The sequence below is a fragment of the Agromyces flavus genome (assembly GCF_900104685.1).
GTDB classification, from domain to species: Bacteria; Actinomycetota; Actinomycetes; order Actinomycetales; family Microbacteriaceae; genus Agromyces; species Agromyces flavus.
This window is the reverse complement of record NZ_LT629755.1, coordinates 3,321,269-3,337,693: the sequence shown is the minus strand read 5'-3', so window position 1 is coordinate 3,337,693 and position 16,425 is coordinate 3,321,269. Positions and strand designations below refer to the sequence as shown.

General features: G+C 72.7%; 15 protein-coding genes. 4 read left to right on the top strand and 11 right to left on the bottom strand.

Translation table 11 applies throughout. From position 1 onward, the window contains the following. Positions 1–64: 64 nt before the first annotated feature. The 8 genes from BLT99_RS15780 to BLT99_RS15745 all read right to left on the bottom strand — a co-directional run bounded on the left by BLT99_RS15780 (position 65) and on the right by BLT99_RS15745 (position 8,749). Positions 65–250 carry a hypothetical protein gene (locus BLT99_RS15780; RefSeq protein WP_092674576.1) on the bottom strand — a complete coding sequence of 62 codons (186 nt, stop codon included), beginning with the start codon at positions 248–250 and terminating at the stop codon, positions 65–67. An 89-nt stretch (positions 251–339) separates the two neighbouring features. Next, a complete protein-coding gene (locus BLT99_RS15775; RefSeq protein WP_092674573.1) occupies positions 340–540 on the bottom strand; it encodes a hypothetical protein in 201 nt (66 codons plus the stop codon). A gap of 16 nt (positions 541–556) precedes the next feature. After that, complete coding sequence (locus BLT99_RS15770) at positions 557–1,504, bottom strand: nucleoside hydrolase (RefSeq protein ID WP_092674570.1); 948 nt, start codon at positions 1,502–1,504, stop codon at positions 557–559. Further along, entirely contained in the window at positions 1,501–2,460 is a 960-nt protein-coding gene (locus BLT99_RS15765) for a ribokinase (RefSeq protein ID WP_092674567.1), read from the bottom strand. The genes BLT99_RS15770 and BLT99_RS15765 overlap by 4 nt, the downstream gene beginning before the upstream one ends. A 1-nt stretch (position 2,461) precedes the next feature. After that, positions 2,462–5,227: a septum formation family protein gene (locus BLT99_RS15760; RefSeq protein WP_092674564.1), complete on the bottom strand. Its 2,766-nt coding sequence runs from the start codon at positions 5,225–5,227 to the stop codon at positions 2,462–2,464. After that, positions 5,224–5,793 (bottom strand): orotate phosphoribosyltransferase, encoded by a 570-nt coding sequence (gene pyrE, locus BLT99_RS15755; protein WP_229724538.1) that lies wholly within the window; start codon positions 5,791–5,793, stop codon positions 5,224–5,226. The genes BLT99_RS15760 and pyrE overlap by 4 nt, the downstream gene beginning before the upstream one ends. A 63-nt stretch (positions 5,794–5,856) precedes the next feature. Then, the gene (locus BLT99_RS15750) at positions 5,857–7,239 is read right to left on the bottom strand and encodes a threonine/serine exporter family protein (RefSeq protein ID WP_092674558.1); all 1,383 of its coding nucleotides are present in this window, start codon (positions 7,237–7,239) and stop codon (positions 5,857–5,859) included. A gap of 61 nt (positions 7,240–7,300) precedes the next feature. After that, positions 7,301–8,749 carry a threonine/serine exporter family protein gene (locus BLT99_RS15745; RefSeq protein ID WP_092674555.1) on the bottom strand — a complete coding sequence of 483 codons (1,449 nt, stop codon included), beginning with the start codon at positions 8,747–8,749 and terminating at the stop codon, positions 7,301–7,303. A 475-nt stretch (positions 8,750–9,224) separates the two neighbouring features. On the opposite strand from BLT99_RS15745, the gene BLT99_RS15740 reads away from it, so the two are divergent. From BLT99_RS15740 to BLT99_RS15725, 4 genes are all read left to right on the top strand, one after another. Then, the gene (locus BLT99_RS15740; RefSeq protein WP_092674552.1) at positions 9,225–10,151 is read left to right on the top strand and encodes a LysR family transcriptional regulator; all 927 of its coding nucleotides are present in this window, start codon (positions 9,225–9,227) and stop codon (positions 10,149–10,151) included. 103 nt (positions 10,152–10,254) lie between these two features. After that, a complete protein-coding gene (locus BLT99_RS15735; protein WP_092674549.1) occupies positions 10,255–11,043 on the top strand; it encodes an enoyl-CoA hydratase/isomerase family protein in 789 nt (262 codons plus the stop codon). A 57-nt stretch (positions 11,044–11,100) separates the two neighbouring features. Then, positions 11,101–11,568: a CinA family protein gene (locus BLT99_RS15730; RefSeq protein WP_092674546.1), complete on the top strand. Its 468-nt coding sequence runs from the start codon at positions 11,101–11,103 to the stop codon at positions 11,566–11,568. Between the two features lie 64 nt (positions 11,569–11,632). Then, entirely contained in the window at positions 11,633–12,331 is a 699-nt protein-coding gene (locus BLT99_RS15725) for a GntR family transcriptional regulator (protein ID WP_197675504.1), read from the top strand. Here the strand turns inward: BLT99_RS15725 and BLT99_RS15720 are convergent. From BLT99_RS15720 to BLT99_RS15710, 3 genes are all read right to left on the bottom strand, one after another. Continuing rightward, on the bottom strand, positions 12,303–13,841 hold the full coding sequence (locus BLT99_RS15720) for a CoA-acylating methylmalonate-semialdehyde dehydrogenase (RefSeq protein ID WP_092674540.1): 1,539 nt from the start codon (positions 13,839–13,841) through the stop codon (positions 12,303–12,305). The two genes, BLT99_RS15725 and BLT99_RS15720, sit on opposite strands and share 29 nt — an antisense overlap. Before the next feature lie 14 nt (positions 13,842–13,855). Further along, positions 13,856–15,175: an aspartate aminotransferase family protein gene (locus BLT99_RS15715; protein WP_092676544.1), complete on the bottom strand. Its 1,320-nt coding sequence runs from the start codon at positions 15,173–15,175 to the stop codon at positions 13,856–13,858. Positions 15,176–15,264: 89 nt separating this feature from the next. Further along, positions 15,265–16,413 (bottom strand): ABC transporter substrate-binding protein, encoded by a 1,149-nt coding sequence (locus BLT99_RS15710; RefSeq protein WP_092674537.1) that lies wholly within the window; start codon positions 16,411–16,413, stop codon positions 15,265–15,267. Positions 16,414–16,425: the final 12 nt, after the last annotated feature.

The following is a 16,425-nucleotide window of genomic DNA, read 5'->3' as shown; positions in this document are numbered from 1 at the left end:
CGGTGGTCCGTCTCAGTCGGATCCGGATTGACGGACTCGAACGGGTGGTCGCCGAGGAGGTGATTCAGCCGCCGAAGCCCGACCAGAATCGGCCCTGTTCCCGTCGGCGCTCCGACTCGACGATGGCGTCGGACTGCTCCACGTCGCGTCCGCGCGTCTTCTCGGAATGGCGGCGCGACGAGAATGCCCACTGGGTGATCCCCCAGAGTGCGAGGATCACGAATCCCCCGACCCAGAACGTCCAGTCCATCGTCGCCTCACCCCGAAGCTACGCCCACCGGATGCTCGGCGAAGCCCCCAGATCGGGTGGGCGGACGCCCAGGCTGCCGCTGGTCGCGGCTAATTGCCGTCCGATCCGGGCGCGCCATCCGATCCGGGCGGGCCGCCACGGTCGTCCGGATCCTCGCGAACCGGCGGACCCGGGTTCTCCTCGTTGTCTGCGCGAGGGCGCCGCGACCAGCGGCTCTCGTGCAGGAACACCTGCGTGACGATGAGCGCGGCGACGATCACCGCGCCACCGACCCAGAACGTCCAGTCCATCTCCCGATCCCCCGCCTCAGGCCAGCCGACCGTACGCGAGCTCGACGCCCGCCCAGAACCGCTCGACATCGAGCCCGACCGCGACGTGCGCATTCGGCTCCCGAGCGAGCATGTCGTCGAGGTCGACGCTCGTGGCGCCGACGGTCTCGGTGCCGCCCAGCTCGACGTCGAGCCGGGTGTGCACGACCTCGACGGCCTCGGGATCGGCGAGCACGGCGACCGCGACCGGGTCGTGCAGCGGGCCGTCGGGCATGCCGAACACCTCGTCGTTCGTGCGGCAGAAGAATTCGAGCAGCTCATCGCCGAACGCGGCGGTGCGGTTGCCGACCGCCGCGAGGCGCTCGCGCACGAGGGTCGTCACGAGGGCGCGATGCGTCACGTTGAGCCCGACCATGGTGAACCGCACGCCGCTGCGCAGGACGAGATCGAGGGCCTCGGGGTCGACCCAGGCGTTGAACTCCGCATACGGAGTCACGTTCCCGCGCTCGGTCGAGCCGCCCATCCACACGATCTCGCGGACGCGATCGGCGAGCTCGGGTCGATCCCGCAGGAATACCGCGACGTTCGTGATGGGCCCGGTCGCGACGATGGCCACGGGCTCGGATGCCGCGAGCAGCGTGTCCGCGATGAGCTCGGTCGCCGACCTCGGGTCCAGGCGCACGGGGGTCGGGCCCTCGTCGGGATCGGGCAGCTCGGGTCCGCCCAGACCGTTCTCGCCGTGGATCCACTCCGCCGTCGACAGCTCGCGTGCGAGCGGCCCCGCGGCTCCCGCGGACACCGGAACCCCCTCGACGCCGGCCACGGCGAGCGCGACGCGGGCGTTGCGACTCGTGTGTCGGAGCGGGACGTTGCCGCCCACGGTGGTCACGGCGAGCAGCTCGAGCGCGGGATGGCCGGCGGCGAGCCAGAGCGCCATCACATCGTCGTGCCCGGGGTCGCAGTCGACGATCACGGGAATGCTCACGCGTCCTCCATCCGTTCGGCGAGTCCGAGCACGGCGTCGCGCGCGGCGTACGAGTCCACGGTCCCCTGCCGAAGCACGGCGAGGGCGCCCGCGGCGACGGCGAGGCGGACCGCCTCGGGCAGCGGCCGACCCTCGGCGAGCATCGCGGCCAGCGTGCCGGTCGCCGCGTCGCCCGCGCCCGTCGTGTCGACCGCGCGCACGTCCGGTGCGGGAACCGTCCATGAACCCGTGCGATCGGCGGCGACCGCCCCGCGTGCACCGAGCGTGACCACGACCGATCGCGCGAGAGCACCGACGGCGGATGCCGCGGCATCCCGCCACGCGTCCGGACGCGCGTCATCGTCCAGCCCGACGCCGAGACCGACCACGCGGGCCTCATGCACGTTGAGGACGAGCGGGTCGGCGAGGGCGATCGATCCGACCGCGACGGGGACGGGCGGAGCGAGGTTGAGGACGAACCTCGCGCCCGCGGCATCGGCCGCGACCGAGAGTGCCTCGATCGTCGCGGTCGGCAGTTCGCCCTGGGTGAGCACGACGTCGCCCCTCGCGATCCGCTCGCGTTCGGCCTCGACCACTTCGGCGCCGAACGCGGCGTTCGCACCCGCGGTGACGACGATCGTGTTCTCGCCCGCGCCGTTCACCGTGATCTGCGCGACGCCGGTCGGTTCACCCGGAACGGCTGCGACGCCATCCGTCGCCAGCCCGAATGCGGCGAACGTCCGCATGGGCACGTCGGCGTTCGCGTCGTCGCCGACGCGCGCGATCAGCTCGACCCGTGCGCCCGAGAGGTGCGCGGCGACCGCCTGGTTCGCGCCCTTGCCGCCCAGGGCGACGCGGAAGCCGCTCGAGTGGACCGTCTCGCCGGGTCGTGGGAACTCGCGCACGTAGCTCGTCGCGTCGACGTTCACCGAGCCGAACACGACGACGACGCCGCCGTGGGATCGCTCGCCGAGCACGTCAGGCCTGCGGGCCGGGGCCCTGCACGCTCACGGCGAGCGGCTCCCCGCTCGAACGGCTCACGAAGCAGTAGAACGTGCGCTCGCCCGAGGTCCACTGCGCCTCGTCGACGGGGTACGACGCCTGCATCTGCAGGTCCGTCACGTCGCCGACCGCGGCCGGGTCGATGAGGCCCTCGGCGGCGCAGAGCTGCGCGACCTGTGCTCCGACCTCGGCCTCGCCGGGGAACGGCGCCGCCTCGTCGGTCGACACCTCACCGCGCAGCACCAACTGCGCGGCGTGCGGCGTCGCGCAGTCCACGACCGTGAACTCCTCGGCCCACGCGTCCTGGAAGGGCTCGAGGCACTCGCCGCCGAACAGCTGGGTCCACGGGTACACGCCAGGGCCCTGCACGGCGGTCGGCTCGGGGAGCTCGACCGCGTCCTCGGCGTCGGAGGCCGACTGCTCGGGAGCGGCGGCGGGCGAGAGCACGCGCGTGACGAGTGCGAACCCGCCGACGGCGAGCACGATGACCGCGAGCGCACCCGCCACCCACGCGAGCACCTTCACGGGCGAGCGACGGTTGCCGTCGTCGTCGCGCGTCGCAGGGCGGTCGCCGCCCGGGCGACCGCCGCGGTCGTCGGATCCGTATCGGTCGTCGGTGCCGTACTGGTCGACGGCGCCGTACCGGTCGTCGCGTCCGAAGGGGTCGGCGAAGGGATCATCGAGGGGGTCGAAGCGATCGGGCGTGCCTGCGGGCGCCGGCGCGGTCCGGCCGGCCGCCGCGGCACCGGCGACCGTGCCCATCGGACCGGTCGCGCCGAATCCGGCGCCGCCGAACAGCGCCGACAGGCCGTCGCCGGTGTCGGGTGCCGGTTCGGACGGACGACGCTCGTCGCGGTCGTGGTCGCGCTGGTCCGCGAACGGGTCGTCGAAGTCATCGGCGTCATCGCGGTGGTCGGAGACCGGCGCGAACGGATCGCGTGCGCCGTACCGATCGTCGCGGTCGTACGGCGATTCCGCTGCGTAGCGGTCGTCGGCGGCGTACCGGTCGTCGTCGGCGTAACGGGGGTCGGTGCCCGGCCCGCCGTCGCTCGCGTAGCCCGCCTGCGCGGCGTAGTCGTCCTGCGCGGGATAGTCGTCGTGCGCCGCGTACCCGCCCTCGGCGAACCAGTCGACGGGATCGTCGGCGTCATCGGGCTCGGCCGACGCCTGCGCGCGGGCGTCGGCCTCGTCCTGCGCGAACCGGGCGAACGGGTCGTCGGGATACGCGTCGTCCCGGTCGTGCTCGGGCTCGCCGTAGCGCTGCACCGAGGCGTAGGTGTCGACGCCGAACGGCTGGTCGTCCTCCGTGCCGGAGGCGGGGGTGCGACGGGGTCCGGGCGCGTCATCGTCGTCGGGCTCGGCCTTGGGGTCGCGACCGCTCGGGTCGGGCGTCAGGTTCCAGAAGTATCCGGTCTGGGCGAGCTCCCGCGCCATGGGCGAATGGTCCTCGCGATCCCACGGGGTCGCCTGGGCCGCGTCATCGGACTGCTGGTGCGACGACCACTCCTCGCGGCCCTGCTCGTCGGCCGGCTCGGGCTGCCGACGTCGCTCCCGCTCGGCGACCTCGTCGGCGTACCAGCGCACGTCGTCGTCTCCCGCGGACGGCGCAGCGACGTCCTGCCACTCGGGCGGCCACGGTGCCTGCTCGGCACCGGTGTCGGACGCACCGTCGTGCGGGTCGCCGTACCCGTCGTGTCCGGCGCCGTCGTCGCCCGACGCCGCTCGGCCGGGTGCGTCGCCCCAACCGCGCTCGTCGTAGCCACCGCGCTCGTCGTAGCCACCGCGCTCGTCGTAGCCGCCGCGCTCGTCGTAGCCGCCACGCTCGTCAGGACCGCCGACCTGGTCGTACGCGGCCCGGTCGCCGTACTGTTCACGCCAGTCGGGGCGATCGTCGCCCCCGTGCCATCCGCCGTCCTGCGCAGGGGTCTCATCCTCGTTGAGGGCCGACCACATCTCGTCGTCGTAGTCGGAGCGGGCCGGCGGGAACGCGCCCGCACCGCCCTGCGGCGCCGGCGTGAACGACTGACGTGCGGCGGGCGGCGGAGTGAAACCGGGGAACGGCTCGTCGGCGGGGAGCTCGGGGGCGGCATCGCGCGCGGGCGGCGCCGGCTCGTCCCAGTGCGGCGGCTCGTCGCGGCGCACCTGGTCGGCCGGCTCGGATAGCTGGCGGAAGGCTTCACGCAGGCCCGCCTCGGAGTCGATCGACGGATCACCCCAGGTCAATGCGAAGTTCGCCGGCGGCGTGACGGGTCCGGGCGGCGGAGGCGGCGGCGCCTGGTGTCCGCCGAACGCGGGCGGGACGGGAGCGCCGACCGGCGGTTCCACCGACGTGAGGCGATCCGGCTCGGGCGGCGCGGGCACGCGCGGATGGGACGGCACGGCCGGCTGGCTCCACGCCGGCTGGTTCCATGCCGGCGGGGCCGGCGGGGGCTCGGGCACGTCGCGCGGGATCGGCTCGCCCACGACGGGCAGCGCTCTCGTGACGGCGTCGCCCTCGTCGGCTGGTTCCGCGAGGGAGAACCAGTCGAGCGACTCCTCGCTGCGTCGACGTGCGCGGCCGCCCGGGGGCGGGGAGACGGGCTCGGCCGGCGCCGACGGCAGGCTCGGCTCGGGAAGGACGGGTGCCTGCTCGGGACTCGTGCGACCCTCGAGGTCGGGTCGAAGACCACTTCCCAACTGGCTCAGGAGCCAGTCGGCGTCGTCGAAGTCGCCCGAGTCGTGGCGTCCGTCGCGTGCGTTCATTCCAGTCCCAGATCCTTCAATCCGATGGCCGCGAGGTAGGGGACCCCGGCCGCCTCGATGACCTCGCGTGCACCCGTGTCGCGATCGACGACGACCGCCACCGCGGCGATCTCGGCTCCGGCGGCGCGAAGCGCCTCGATGGCCTTGAGCGGGGAGCCGCCGGTGGTCGACGTGTCCTCGAGGACGATCACGCGCTTGCCCGCGACATCCGGCCCCTCGACCTGCTTGCCCCGCCCGTGGTCCTTCGGCTCCTTGCGCACGACGAACGCGTCGTACACGAGACCGCGCGCGGCGCCCTGGTGCAGGACCGCGGTCGCGATGGGGTCGGCGCCCATCGTCATGCCGCCGACGGCCGCGACCTCGGGGACCGAGGCGATGAGGTCGAGCATGACCTGGCCGATGAGCGGCGCCACGCGGTGGTCGAGGCTGACCTTGCGCAGGTCGACGTAGTACGACGCCTTCTTGCCGCTCGTGAGCGTGAAGTCGCCGTGGAAGACCGCCTCGTTCGAGATGTGCTCGATGAGTCGGCGGCGCGCGTCAGTGGCGAGAGGGGTGGCGGAGGTCACCCGCATACTCTACGTCGTGCATCCTGAGGGGACGAGGGACGGTGGGCCGCCCGTCCCGGGGGCTCACTCGCGGTCGCGCCGCCGACGTCGCGATGCGCGTGTCGTCGTCGCGGAGGCGATGCGCGAGAGGACCGGTTCGTCGGACGGTGCCAGCACCGCGGGCAGGTCGATGTGGAACTCGGAGAGCTCCTCGGCGCTGCGGCGGACGAACCGGTAGAGCGCCGAGCCGATGAGCACGCCCAGTGCGATGGACATGACGGTGATGAACGCAGCGGAGAAGTCGCCCACGCCGGCGCCCGCGCCCACGGCCTCGGTCACGCCGACCAGGCCGGCCGCGCCGGGGACGAGGATCCAGAACGCGGGGAGGAAGATCATCTGAGAGGGCACGCCGCCGTCGCGCAGGTCCTCGATCCAGAGCACGAGGGGGGCGACCACGAGCGCGCCGAAGAAGCCGCTGATCGAGGGGCCGAGCAGGAACGAGCCGAGCTGCTGCGCCCCGTACGCGACCACGAGGGCCAGCAGCACCCAGCCGTAGGTCCGCCCGGGCGCGGCGAAGTGCAGGTACACGCCCAGGGCGTAGAGCGCGAGGCCGACTCCCGCCACCCACCAGGGCAGCGTGGTCGTCACCTCGAGCGGTGCGTAGGTGTCCTCGCCGACACCGACCAGCGTGCCCGCCGAGAGGATGCCGAAGGCGAGGAGCGCGAGCTGCACGAGCCCGGCGCCGAGGCGCGCCGTGCCGGCCACCATCTGGCCGGCCGCGAGCTCGCGCACGCCGGTCGTCAGCAACGCCCCGGGCAGGAAGGTGGCCAACGGCGCGATGAGCACGCGCAGCGGATCACCCAGTTCGACGTACGGCGCGAGGAGGAACACGATGAGCGCGCAGACGAACGACGCGATGATCGGCAGCACGAGCAGGAGCGTCTGCGAGCGCATCAGCTTCGCGACGCCGATGAGCGCCCCGAGCCCGAAGCCCACGACCGCCGCCTGCCAGCTGGGCGCGAGGAGCAGGGCCAGGCCCGCGGTCAGCAGCGCGTGGCCGAAGGTTCGCAGGAACCAGTGGCGCGAGGCGGGCATGGCGCCGATCTCGTTGAGCCGGCGGATGCCCTCACCCGGCGCGATCTCGGCGGCGCGCGCCTGCCGGAGGAGCCCTGCCAGCTCGGCGATCTGGTCGAACCGGAAGGTCGCCTGCACCGAGCGGAGCGAGACGCGTGCGCTCTCGCCCCGCCCGGTCTGCACGAGCGCGATGGTCGGCAGCACGACGACGTCGACGTCCTCCCACCCGTAGGCACGGGCGATCTGCACCACGTCGGCGCGGATGCGGTCGGTCGACTCGGCGGACGCCGTCATCCCCTCGGCGAGGCCGAGCAGGAAGGTGCGGAGCAGCGCCGGGTCCTCGACGGCGCGTTCCTCGCTCGGTGCCTGCGGCGGCGTGGGCGTGATCGGCATGCGCGGCTCCCTCGTCGTGCCGTCCCGCGGTGCCGGCGGGCGGCGTGGGTGTCCGCGTACTCTACGTCTGCGCCACCGCGGAGGACGACCCCGTTGCCGAGGGCGATCGCGACGTGTCGGTGGTCCCGCGGCGACGGCCGCCGCCCCAGAACGACCTCGGCGTGCCCGGGACGAAGCGCGCCCACAGCGGCGGCTGCTCCTCCTCGTGCAGCGCGGCCGGGACGTCGACGTGGAACTGCGCGATGCCCTCGGCACCGTGGTGCACCGCGCGGTACAGCGCCGTGCCGATCAGCACGCCGAGCGCGATCGACATGACGGACGTCAGGGCGGTCACGAAGTCCTCGAGGCCGGCCGCCGTGCCCACGGCCTCGGTGAGGCCGACGAGTCCCGCGGCTCCCGGCACCAGCAGCCAGAACGCGGGGAGGAACGTCAGCTGCGCCGGCGTCCCGCTTCGCAACGTCGCGATCCAGAGCACGACGGGCGTCATCGCGAGGGCGCCGATGAACCCGCTGACGGTCGATCCGACCAGCGCGGACCCGACCGACTGGCCCGCGTACGCCACGACGAGCGCGAGCAGGATCCAGCCGAACGCCGACGGCGGCGCCGAGAAGTGCAGGTGGTTCCCGACCGCGAAACACAGGACGCCGATCAGCGGCACCCACCACGGCAGCGGGGCCGTGACCTCGAGCGGGGCGTAGCTCGAGTCCGCCACGCCGATCACCGTCCCGGCGGCGAGGATGCCGAACGAGAGCAGGGAGAGCTGCACGAGCCCGAAGACGAGTCGGGCCGAACCGGCGATCATCTGGCCGGCGGCCAGCTCCATGGTCGCGGTCGTCAGCATGCCGCCGGGGAGGAAGGTCGCGAGCGGGGCGATGAGGAGTCGGATCGGATCGCCGATCTCGACGTGCGGGGCGAGCAGAAACACGACGATCGCGCACACGAACGCGGCGAACACGGGGAAGACGAGTTGGAGGGTCCGCGATCGGACGAGCTTGAGCAGTCCGATGAGCGCGCCGAGTCCGAACGCGACCAGCGCGCCCTGCCAGGTCGGGGCGAGCAGGAGCGCCAGCCCGGTCGTGAGGAGGGCGTGCCCGAAGGTGCGGACGAGCCATCCGTGCCGCTGGCGCATCGCCCCGATCTCGTTGAGGCGGCGGATCCCGTCGAGCGGGTCGACGGCGGCGCGCTTCGCCTCGTCGACGAGCACGTAGAGCGCGGCGATCTGGTCGAACCGGAAGGACACGTTCACGGCCGTCCGCACGGCGACGCGCCCGCTCTCGCCCGACCCCGTTCCGACGATGATCATGGTGGGCATCACCGCGATGTCGATCTCGTCGCGCCCGTACGCGCGCGAGACGGCGGTCATGACGTCGCCGATGCGGTCCACGGACTCGTCGGCAGCGATCAGGCCCTCGGCGAGGCCCAGGAGGAAGGTGCGGAGGACGTCCAGATCGACGGGGCGATCGCGGCGATCCTCATCGGATCGGCGGCGGGTGGTCGCGGTGGTCGCCATGACGTGCTCCCTCGGCTCGACGTGCCGGATGCCGGCGCGTGGCCGGCCCCTGCCGCGACGCTATCCACCGACCGAGGGCGCGGTCGGGACGTACGCCCCATGCGACGGCGCGGGCCACCGCGTCGGCGTACCGGGAATGCGGCAGGGCCGCCCCGCGGGGTGTCCCTCCCCCGCGCGCCGGCCCTGCTCGGAGCACGAGTGCCCCGGGTCGCGCGACTCAGACGGTGCGCGCGAACGTCTCGCGCGGCTGGCGACGGTATCCGTCGCGAGCCGTGACGACGACCGAGGAGATGACGCCGACGATCGAGACGGCGGCGAGGAGGATGTAGAGGGACATGGCGATGACCTTTCAGCGAGAGCGTGGGAGAGTCGGGCGGTCCCGTGCGCCCTTGCACCTGTCCGACACGTCTATTGTTGCGCCGGAAACTATTCAGCACAAGCGCAGAGAACTACACCCACGATGTAGTGTGTCTACATGGACGTGAATCGACTCGACCTGTTGCGCGAGCTCGCCGAACGCGGCAGCGTGACGGCGGTCGCCGAGGCGACCGGTCGCACGCCGTCGGCGGTCTCCCAGCAGCTCAAGGTGCTCGAGCGCGAGGCCGGCATGCCCCTCACCGAACGCGTCGGTCGCGGGGTCGTGCTCACGAGCGCGGGGCACGCCCTCGCCCGCAGCGCGACCGAGGTCGCGATCGCGCTCGAACGCGCCAACGCCCTGTGGGACGAGTTCCGCAACCACCCGAGCGGTGAGGTGACGCTGCTCACCTTCCCGACGATCGGCGCGGCGCTCCTGCCCTCGGTGCTCGCCGACCTGCGCTCGGTCGCCGGACTGGTGGTTCGGGCCACCGACCTCGACCCCGAGTGGGCCGAGTTCCCCGAGCTCACGAACGAGTTCGACATCGTGCTCGCGCACACCATGCCGGGCGAGCTGCCGTGGGGCGGGCGCGGGCTCCGTGCGCTGCCGCTACTCACCGAACCCCTCGACGTGGGCATGCCCGCCGATCACCGCCTCGCGGGTCGCGCGCACGTCACTCCGGCCGACGTGGTCGACGAGACCTGGCTGGGCGTGCCATCCGGTTACCCCTTCGAGCGGATCCTGCACGCCATCGAGCAGGCGGCAGGGGCGCGCATCGAGATCGGCCAGCGCTTCAGCGACATGCGCATCGTCGAGGCGTTCATCGAGGCGGGCCACGGCATCGCGCTCGTGCCGCGCCACACGTCGGGGGCGCTGCCCGAGGGGCTCGTGCTGAAGCCGCTGCGGGGCGTCGCATCCGTCCGGCAGATCTTCGCCCTGGTCCGGCCCGATGTCGCCGAGCGCCTGGCCGTGCGCACTGTGCTCGACGTGCTCGTCGACCGCGCCGCGCGCCTCGAGCGCGCGCATCGCGACGAGCCGTTCGCCTGACGCGGACCTCGCCGCGCGCACGAGTCGATGCCGACCGCACCGCTCGCCCGGATCGGTGCGAACGGCATGCACTCGGGACGCCGGCGCCGGGTAGCATCCGAGGATGCCCGACGACGTGATCCTGTTCGAGGTGCGCGACGGCCTCGCGCACCTGACGCTGAACCGCCCCGCCCGCCTCAACGCGGTCGATCCCGAGGCCATCGGACGCTGGCAGGAACTCGCGCACGAGATCGCCGAGCGCGACGACATCGGCGCCGTGCTGTTCGACGCGAACGGACGGGCCTTCTGCGCGGGCGGCGACGTGCTCGCGATGGCCGAGCTGGCGGGCGAGCGCGACGAGCCGGCCGGTGACATCGTGCGCCGGCTCGCCGACCGGATCCACGACGGGCACCGGACGCTCCGCGAGTCGACGAAGCCCATCGTGGCGGCGGTGCAGGGCCCCGTGGCGGGCGGCGGGCTCGGATTCATGCTCGTCGCCGACCTGGTCGTGGCGTCCGAGCGCGCGACCTTCGCGAGCCGGTACTCCGACATCGGCCTGACGCCCGACTGCGGCGTGAGCACCCTGCTGCCCGAGGCCGTCGGGGTGCGCCGGGCCCTCGAGCTCACCCTGACCTCGCGCACGCTCTCGGCCGCCGAGGCGCTCGAATGGGGGCTCGTGGCCGAGGTCGTCGCACCCGACGCGCTCGATGCCCGCGCTCGCGACATCGCCGAGGGATGGCTCGCCGGGGCGACGGCGGCTTTCGGCCAGACGAAGCGCCTCGTGCAGTCGGGCCTCGGCCGGACGTTCCAGGATGCGCTCGACGACGAGGCGCGCACGATCGGCGCCGCGTTCGAGACGCCGTACGCGCAGCGCGCCGTCGCCGCGTTCGCTGCCGCCGCCTCACGGCACTGATGGGCGTCGCCGGCGCAACCCGGTGACGTCGAGTGGTGCGGTCGGCAGGATGGGGCCATGGCAGACGACGACCTCCAGTCCCGCTCCGACGAGATCGCCCGGATGGCGCAGGGCCGGTCCGTGCGCATCGCGACGGCCGAGTCACTCACCTCGGGTGCGCTCGCGAGCGCGCTCGGGCGCGGCGAGGAGGCGTCGGAATGGTTCGCGGGCGGGGTCGTCGCCTATGCCGAGAGCGTCAAGCGCGACGTGCTCGGCGTGACCGCGGGCTCCGTGCTGACGGCGCAGTGCGCGCGCGAGCTCGCCACCGGGGCCGCGCGCCTGCTCGATGCCGACGTCGCCGTCGCGGTCACGGGCGTCGGCGGGCCCGACCCCGAGGAGGGGCTGCCGCCCGGCACGGTGTATGCGGCCGTCTGTGTGGGCGACGAGGTGACGGATGCGACGTGGCGCTTCGACGGCGACCCGTCGGCCATCGTCGAGCAGACCGTCATGGCCGCACTCGGCCTCGTGCGTCGAGCACTCCGCTGAATCGGGCCGGCGGAGGCGCTTCGTCCACTTGACGGGGACGGCGGAGTCGTATGCGATATATCGCGTGCCCGTTCCCCGAGATGCCCCGGCGCCCCCGCGCACGCTCCTGCGCGACGACGTCTACAGCCGCCTGCGCACCGCCATCGTCGACGGCACGCTGGAACCGGGCGAGCAGCTGCGCGACGGCGAACTCGCGACCTGGCTCGGCGTGAGCCGCACGCCGGTGCGCGAGGCACTGCTCCGGCTCGCGCGGGCCGGGCTCGTCGTCGCGCGCCCCGGACGGTCCACGGTCGTGAGCACCCTCGACCGCCACGCCATCCGCAACGCACGCGACGTCGTCGCCGCGATGCACGAGCTGGCCGTCCGCGAGGCCGTGGACGCGCTCACCGAGGACGACCTGGCCGCGATGCGCGACGCCGCGGGCCGGTTCCGGCGGGCCATCGACGCCGGCGACGTGGACGCCGCGCTGCGCGCCGACGACGAGCTGCACGGCGTGCCGGTGTCGGTTGCGCGCAACGACGCACTCCTGACCGTCCTCGACCAGTTCACGCCGGTCGTGCGCCGCGCCGAGCGCCTGCGCTTCGCCTCGCTCGACGCACGAGCATCCCTCGAGCGGCACGACCAGCTGATCCGGCTCTGCGCGGCGCGCGACGGGGAGGCCGCCGCCGCGGTCGCGTTCGACACGTGGCACAGCCTCACCGCTGACGACGCCGACGAGGTCGGCGACGCCGGCGTCACTCGTGCTGCGGGAAGCCCAGGTTGATGCCGCCGTGGCTCGGGTCGAGCCAGCGCGACGTGATCGCCTTCTCCTGCGTGTAGAAGTCGAAGCCGCGCGGGCCGTACGCCTTCGCGTGCCCGAACAGGGAGTCCTTCCATCCGCCGAACGAGTGGTAGCCGACCGGCACCGGGATCGGCACGTTGATGCCGACCATGCCGACCGTCACCTCGCGCTGGAAGCGCCGGGCGGCGCCGCCGTCGTTGGTGAAGATCGCCGTGCCGTTGCCGTAGCGCGACTCGTTGATGATGCGCAGGCCGTCCTCGTAGCCCTCGACCCGCACGACCGAGAGCACGGGGCCGAAGATCTCGTCGCGGTACACGGCCGATGACACCGGGACCCGGTCGACGAGCGTCGGACCCATCCAGAATCCGTCGTCGGCCCCGTCGATCGGGTGCTCGCGGCCGTCGACCACCACGTCGGCGCCGTCGGTCCGCGCCGTGTCGACGTAGCCGGCGACCTTGTCGCGGTGCTCGCGCGTGATGAGCGGACCCATGTCGGTGCCGCGCGTGCCGTCGCCCACCGTGAGCTTCGACATCCGCTCGCGCACCTTGTCGACGAACGCGTCGGCGACCGTGTCGACCGCCAGCACGACCGAGATGGCCATGCAGCGCTCGCCCGACGAGCCGAACCCGGCGTTCACGGCGGCGTCGGCCGCGAGGTCGAGGTCGGCGTCGGGCAGCACGAGCATGTGGTTCTTCGCGCCGCCGAGCGCCTGCACCCGCTTGCCCGCCGCGGTGCCGTGCTCGTAGATGTACTTCGCGATCGGGGTCGATCCGACGAATGAGATCGCCCTCACCGTCGGGTGGTCGAGCAGCGCGTCGACCGCGACCTTGTCGCCGTGCACGACGTTGAACACGCCGTCGGGCAGGCCGGCCTCCTGCAGCAGGCGCGCCAGCCAGACCGAGGCCGACGGGTCCTTTTCGGACGGCTTCAGCACGACCGTGTTGCCCGTCGCGATCGCGAGCGGGAAGAACCACAGCGGCACCATCGCCGGGAAGTTGAACGGGCTGATGATGCCCACCACGCCGAGCGGCTGCCGCACGGTGTACACGTCGATGCCCGACGAGGCGTTCTCGGAGTACTCGCCCTTGGTGTACTCGGGCAACCCGCATGCGAGCTCGACGACCTCGAGCCCGCGCTGGATTTCGCCCAGCGCGTCGCCGGTCACCTTGCCGTGCTCGCTCGTGAGGATCGCCGCGAGCTCGGGCGCCCGCGAGGCGAGCAGCTCGCGGAACCTGAACATCACCTGCTGGCGCTTCGCGATCGAGACGTCGCGCCACATCAGGAACGCCCGGGCCGCGGCCTGCACTGCGGCATCCACGTCGTCGGCGGTCGCGTAGCGCACCTCGCGCTGCACGACGCCGCGCGCGGGGTCGTAGACGGGCCCGGTCCGGTCGGACGCGCCCGCGGCGGGGGCGCCGTCGATCCAGTGGTCGAGCACCTCGGCGGTGGGCGCGTCGCTGCGGGCCGCCCGGTCGGTGGTCGTGTCGGTCATGGTGTCCTTCCTCCTCACACGGCGATGGTGCCGAGCACCTCGTCGTAGATCTGCGCCGCCTGGGCGACCTCGTCATGGGTGACCACGCACGGCGGCACCACGTGGATGCGGTTGTCGGCCGTGAACGGCAGCAGGCCGCGCTCGACCAGCGCGCCCTTGATGCGCCCCATCTCGGCGGCCGGCAAGGGCTCGCGGGTCTCGGGGTCGGCGACGAGGTCGAGCGCCCAGAACACGCCCTCGCCGCGCACCTCGCCGATCACGCGGTGCTTCTCGGCGAGCTCGGTCAGCGCGGGCGCGATGGCCTCGGCTCCGACGTCGCGCGCGTGGTCGATGATGCCCTCCGACTCCATCGCGTCGATCGTGGCGACGATCGACGCCATCGCGAGGGGATGGCCCGAATAGGTGAGGCCTCCGGGGAACACGCGCTCGTCGAAGTCGGCCGCGATCTCGTCGCTGATGATCACGCCGCCCGCGGGCACGTAGCCCGAATTCACGCCCTTCGCGAAGGTGATGAGATCGGGGACCACGTCGTAGCCGTCGAACGCGAACCAGCGACCCGTGCGGCCGAACCCGGCCATGACCTCATCGAGGATCATCACGATGCCGTGCCGGTCGCACAGCTCGCGGACGCCCGCGAGGTACCCGGGCGGCGGGACGAGCACGCCCGCGGTCCCCGGCACGGTCTCGAGCAGGATCGCCGCGATCGACGCGGGCCCCTCGGACTCGATGACCCTGCGGAGGTGCTGCAACGCGCGCTCGGTCTCCTGCTCGGGCGTCTCCGACCAGAACTCGCTGCGGTACGGGAACGGCCCGAAGAAGTGCACGTGCCCGCGCGCGAACCGGTTCGGGATGCGCCGCCAGTCTCCCGTCGCCACGATCGCCGCGCCGGTGTTGCCGTGGTACGAGCGATACGTCGAGAGCACGGTGTCGCGGCCGGTGTGCAGGCGCGCCATCCGGATCGCGTTCTCGTTCGCGTCGGCGCCGCCGTTGGTGAAGAAGACCTTGGAGTGCCGCTCGGGCGCGCGGGCGACGATGCGCTTGGCGGCCTCGCCGCGAGCGAGGTTGACGGCCGACGGGGCGACGGTCGTGAGCAGTTCGGCCTGCTCCCTGATCGCGGCGACGACGGCGGGATGCTGGTGCCCGATGTTGACGTTCACGAGCTGGCTGGAGAAGTCGAGGTACTCCTTCCCGGCGTGATCCCACACGCGGGTGCCCCGGCCGCTCGCGATCACCATCTGCGGCGGCGAGCCCTGCGCCGACCACGAGTGGAAGACGTGCTCGGCGTCCAGGTCGCGCGCGAGCGCGTCGAGGTCGGCAGTGAGGTTCTCGGTCATCAGCGTCGTCGCCTTTCTCTTCCATGATGCGCCTGCGTCCCCGGTGGTCGGGCAGCCGGCGAGCCACTCGACCACCGGGGCGGGAGCATCTAGTTGCCGCCCTCGTTGAGGGTGACCTCGATGGGTTCGTAGGACTCGCCCTTGAGGTCGACGCCGTCGGCCTCGAGGTTGGCGATCGCCTCGTCGACGTACTCGTTGGTGTAGGCCGAGTCCGGCGGGTCGGTCGTGATGACCTGCGCACCGTCCTGGTTCTTGGTGGCGAGGGCCATCTCGACGGTGGCGTCCCACTGGTCCTCGTTGATGTGGCCGATGCCGTTCGTCGACGGCCAGATCAGCTTGTTGATCTCGTTGGCCATCCAGAGCTGGTGGCTCGTGCCGAGCGTCGATCCGGCCGCGGTCACCGCGTCGGCGGCCGCCTGCGGGTCGTCGCGCTGGTCGATCCACCCGAGGATGGCGCCCTGGATGAGCTTGACCGCGGTCTCGCGGTACTGCTCGTCGTCCTCGAGCCGCTGGGTGTTGGCCCAGATCGCGTCCTGCAGCATCGCGGTGCCGACCTCGTTCCAGTCGATGACCGAGAAGTCCTCGGGCTGGTAGAGCTCGCCGGTCTCCGGGTTCACGGCCTCGAGCAGCTGCGCGTACTCGTTGTAGGTCATGGCCTGCGCGGCGTCGATCTCCCTGTTCAGCAGCGCGTTCATGTCGAAGTTCTGCTGCACGATCGTGTAGCCCGTCGCATCCGCCTCGGTGAGGCCCGCGAAGAGCTCCCACTCGTTGCCGAAGCCCCAGCTGCCGACCTGCTTGCCGGAGAGGTCCTCGGGTCCCTCGATGCCGCTGTCGGCCCAGGCGACCTGGAGGGTCGCCGACCGCTCGAAGATCTGCGCGATGTTCGTGATGCCGGCGCCGGCCTCGATCGAGGCGAGCGCCTTGGGCACCCAGGCGATCGCGAAGTCGACGTCACCGGCCGCGAGGACGTCCTGCGGGACGATGTCGACCGCGCCGGGGACGATCTCGACATCGAGCCCGAGGTCCTCCCAGTACCCATTCGCCTCGGCGAGGTAGTACCCGCCGAACTGGGCCTGCGTGAGCCACTGCAGCTGGAGGGTGACCGGCGTGAGCTCGCCGTCTCCCCCGCCGCCGTCGGCGTCGCCGCCGCCCGTGTCGCCCCCGCCGGAGCAGCCGGCGAGCACGAGTGCGGTCGCGGCGGCTGCGGCCGCGCCCGCGACGATCCTGTTGCGCTTCATCTGCGTTCCTCT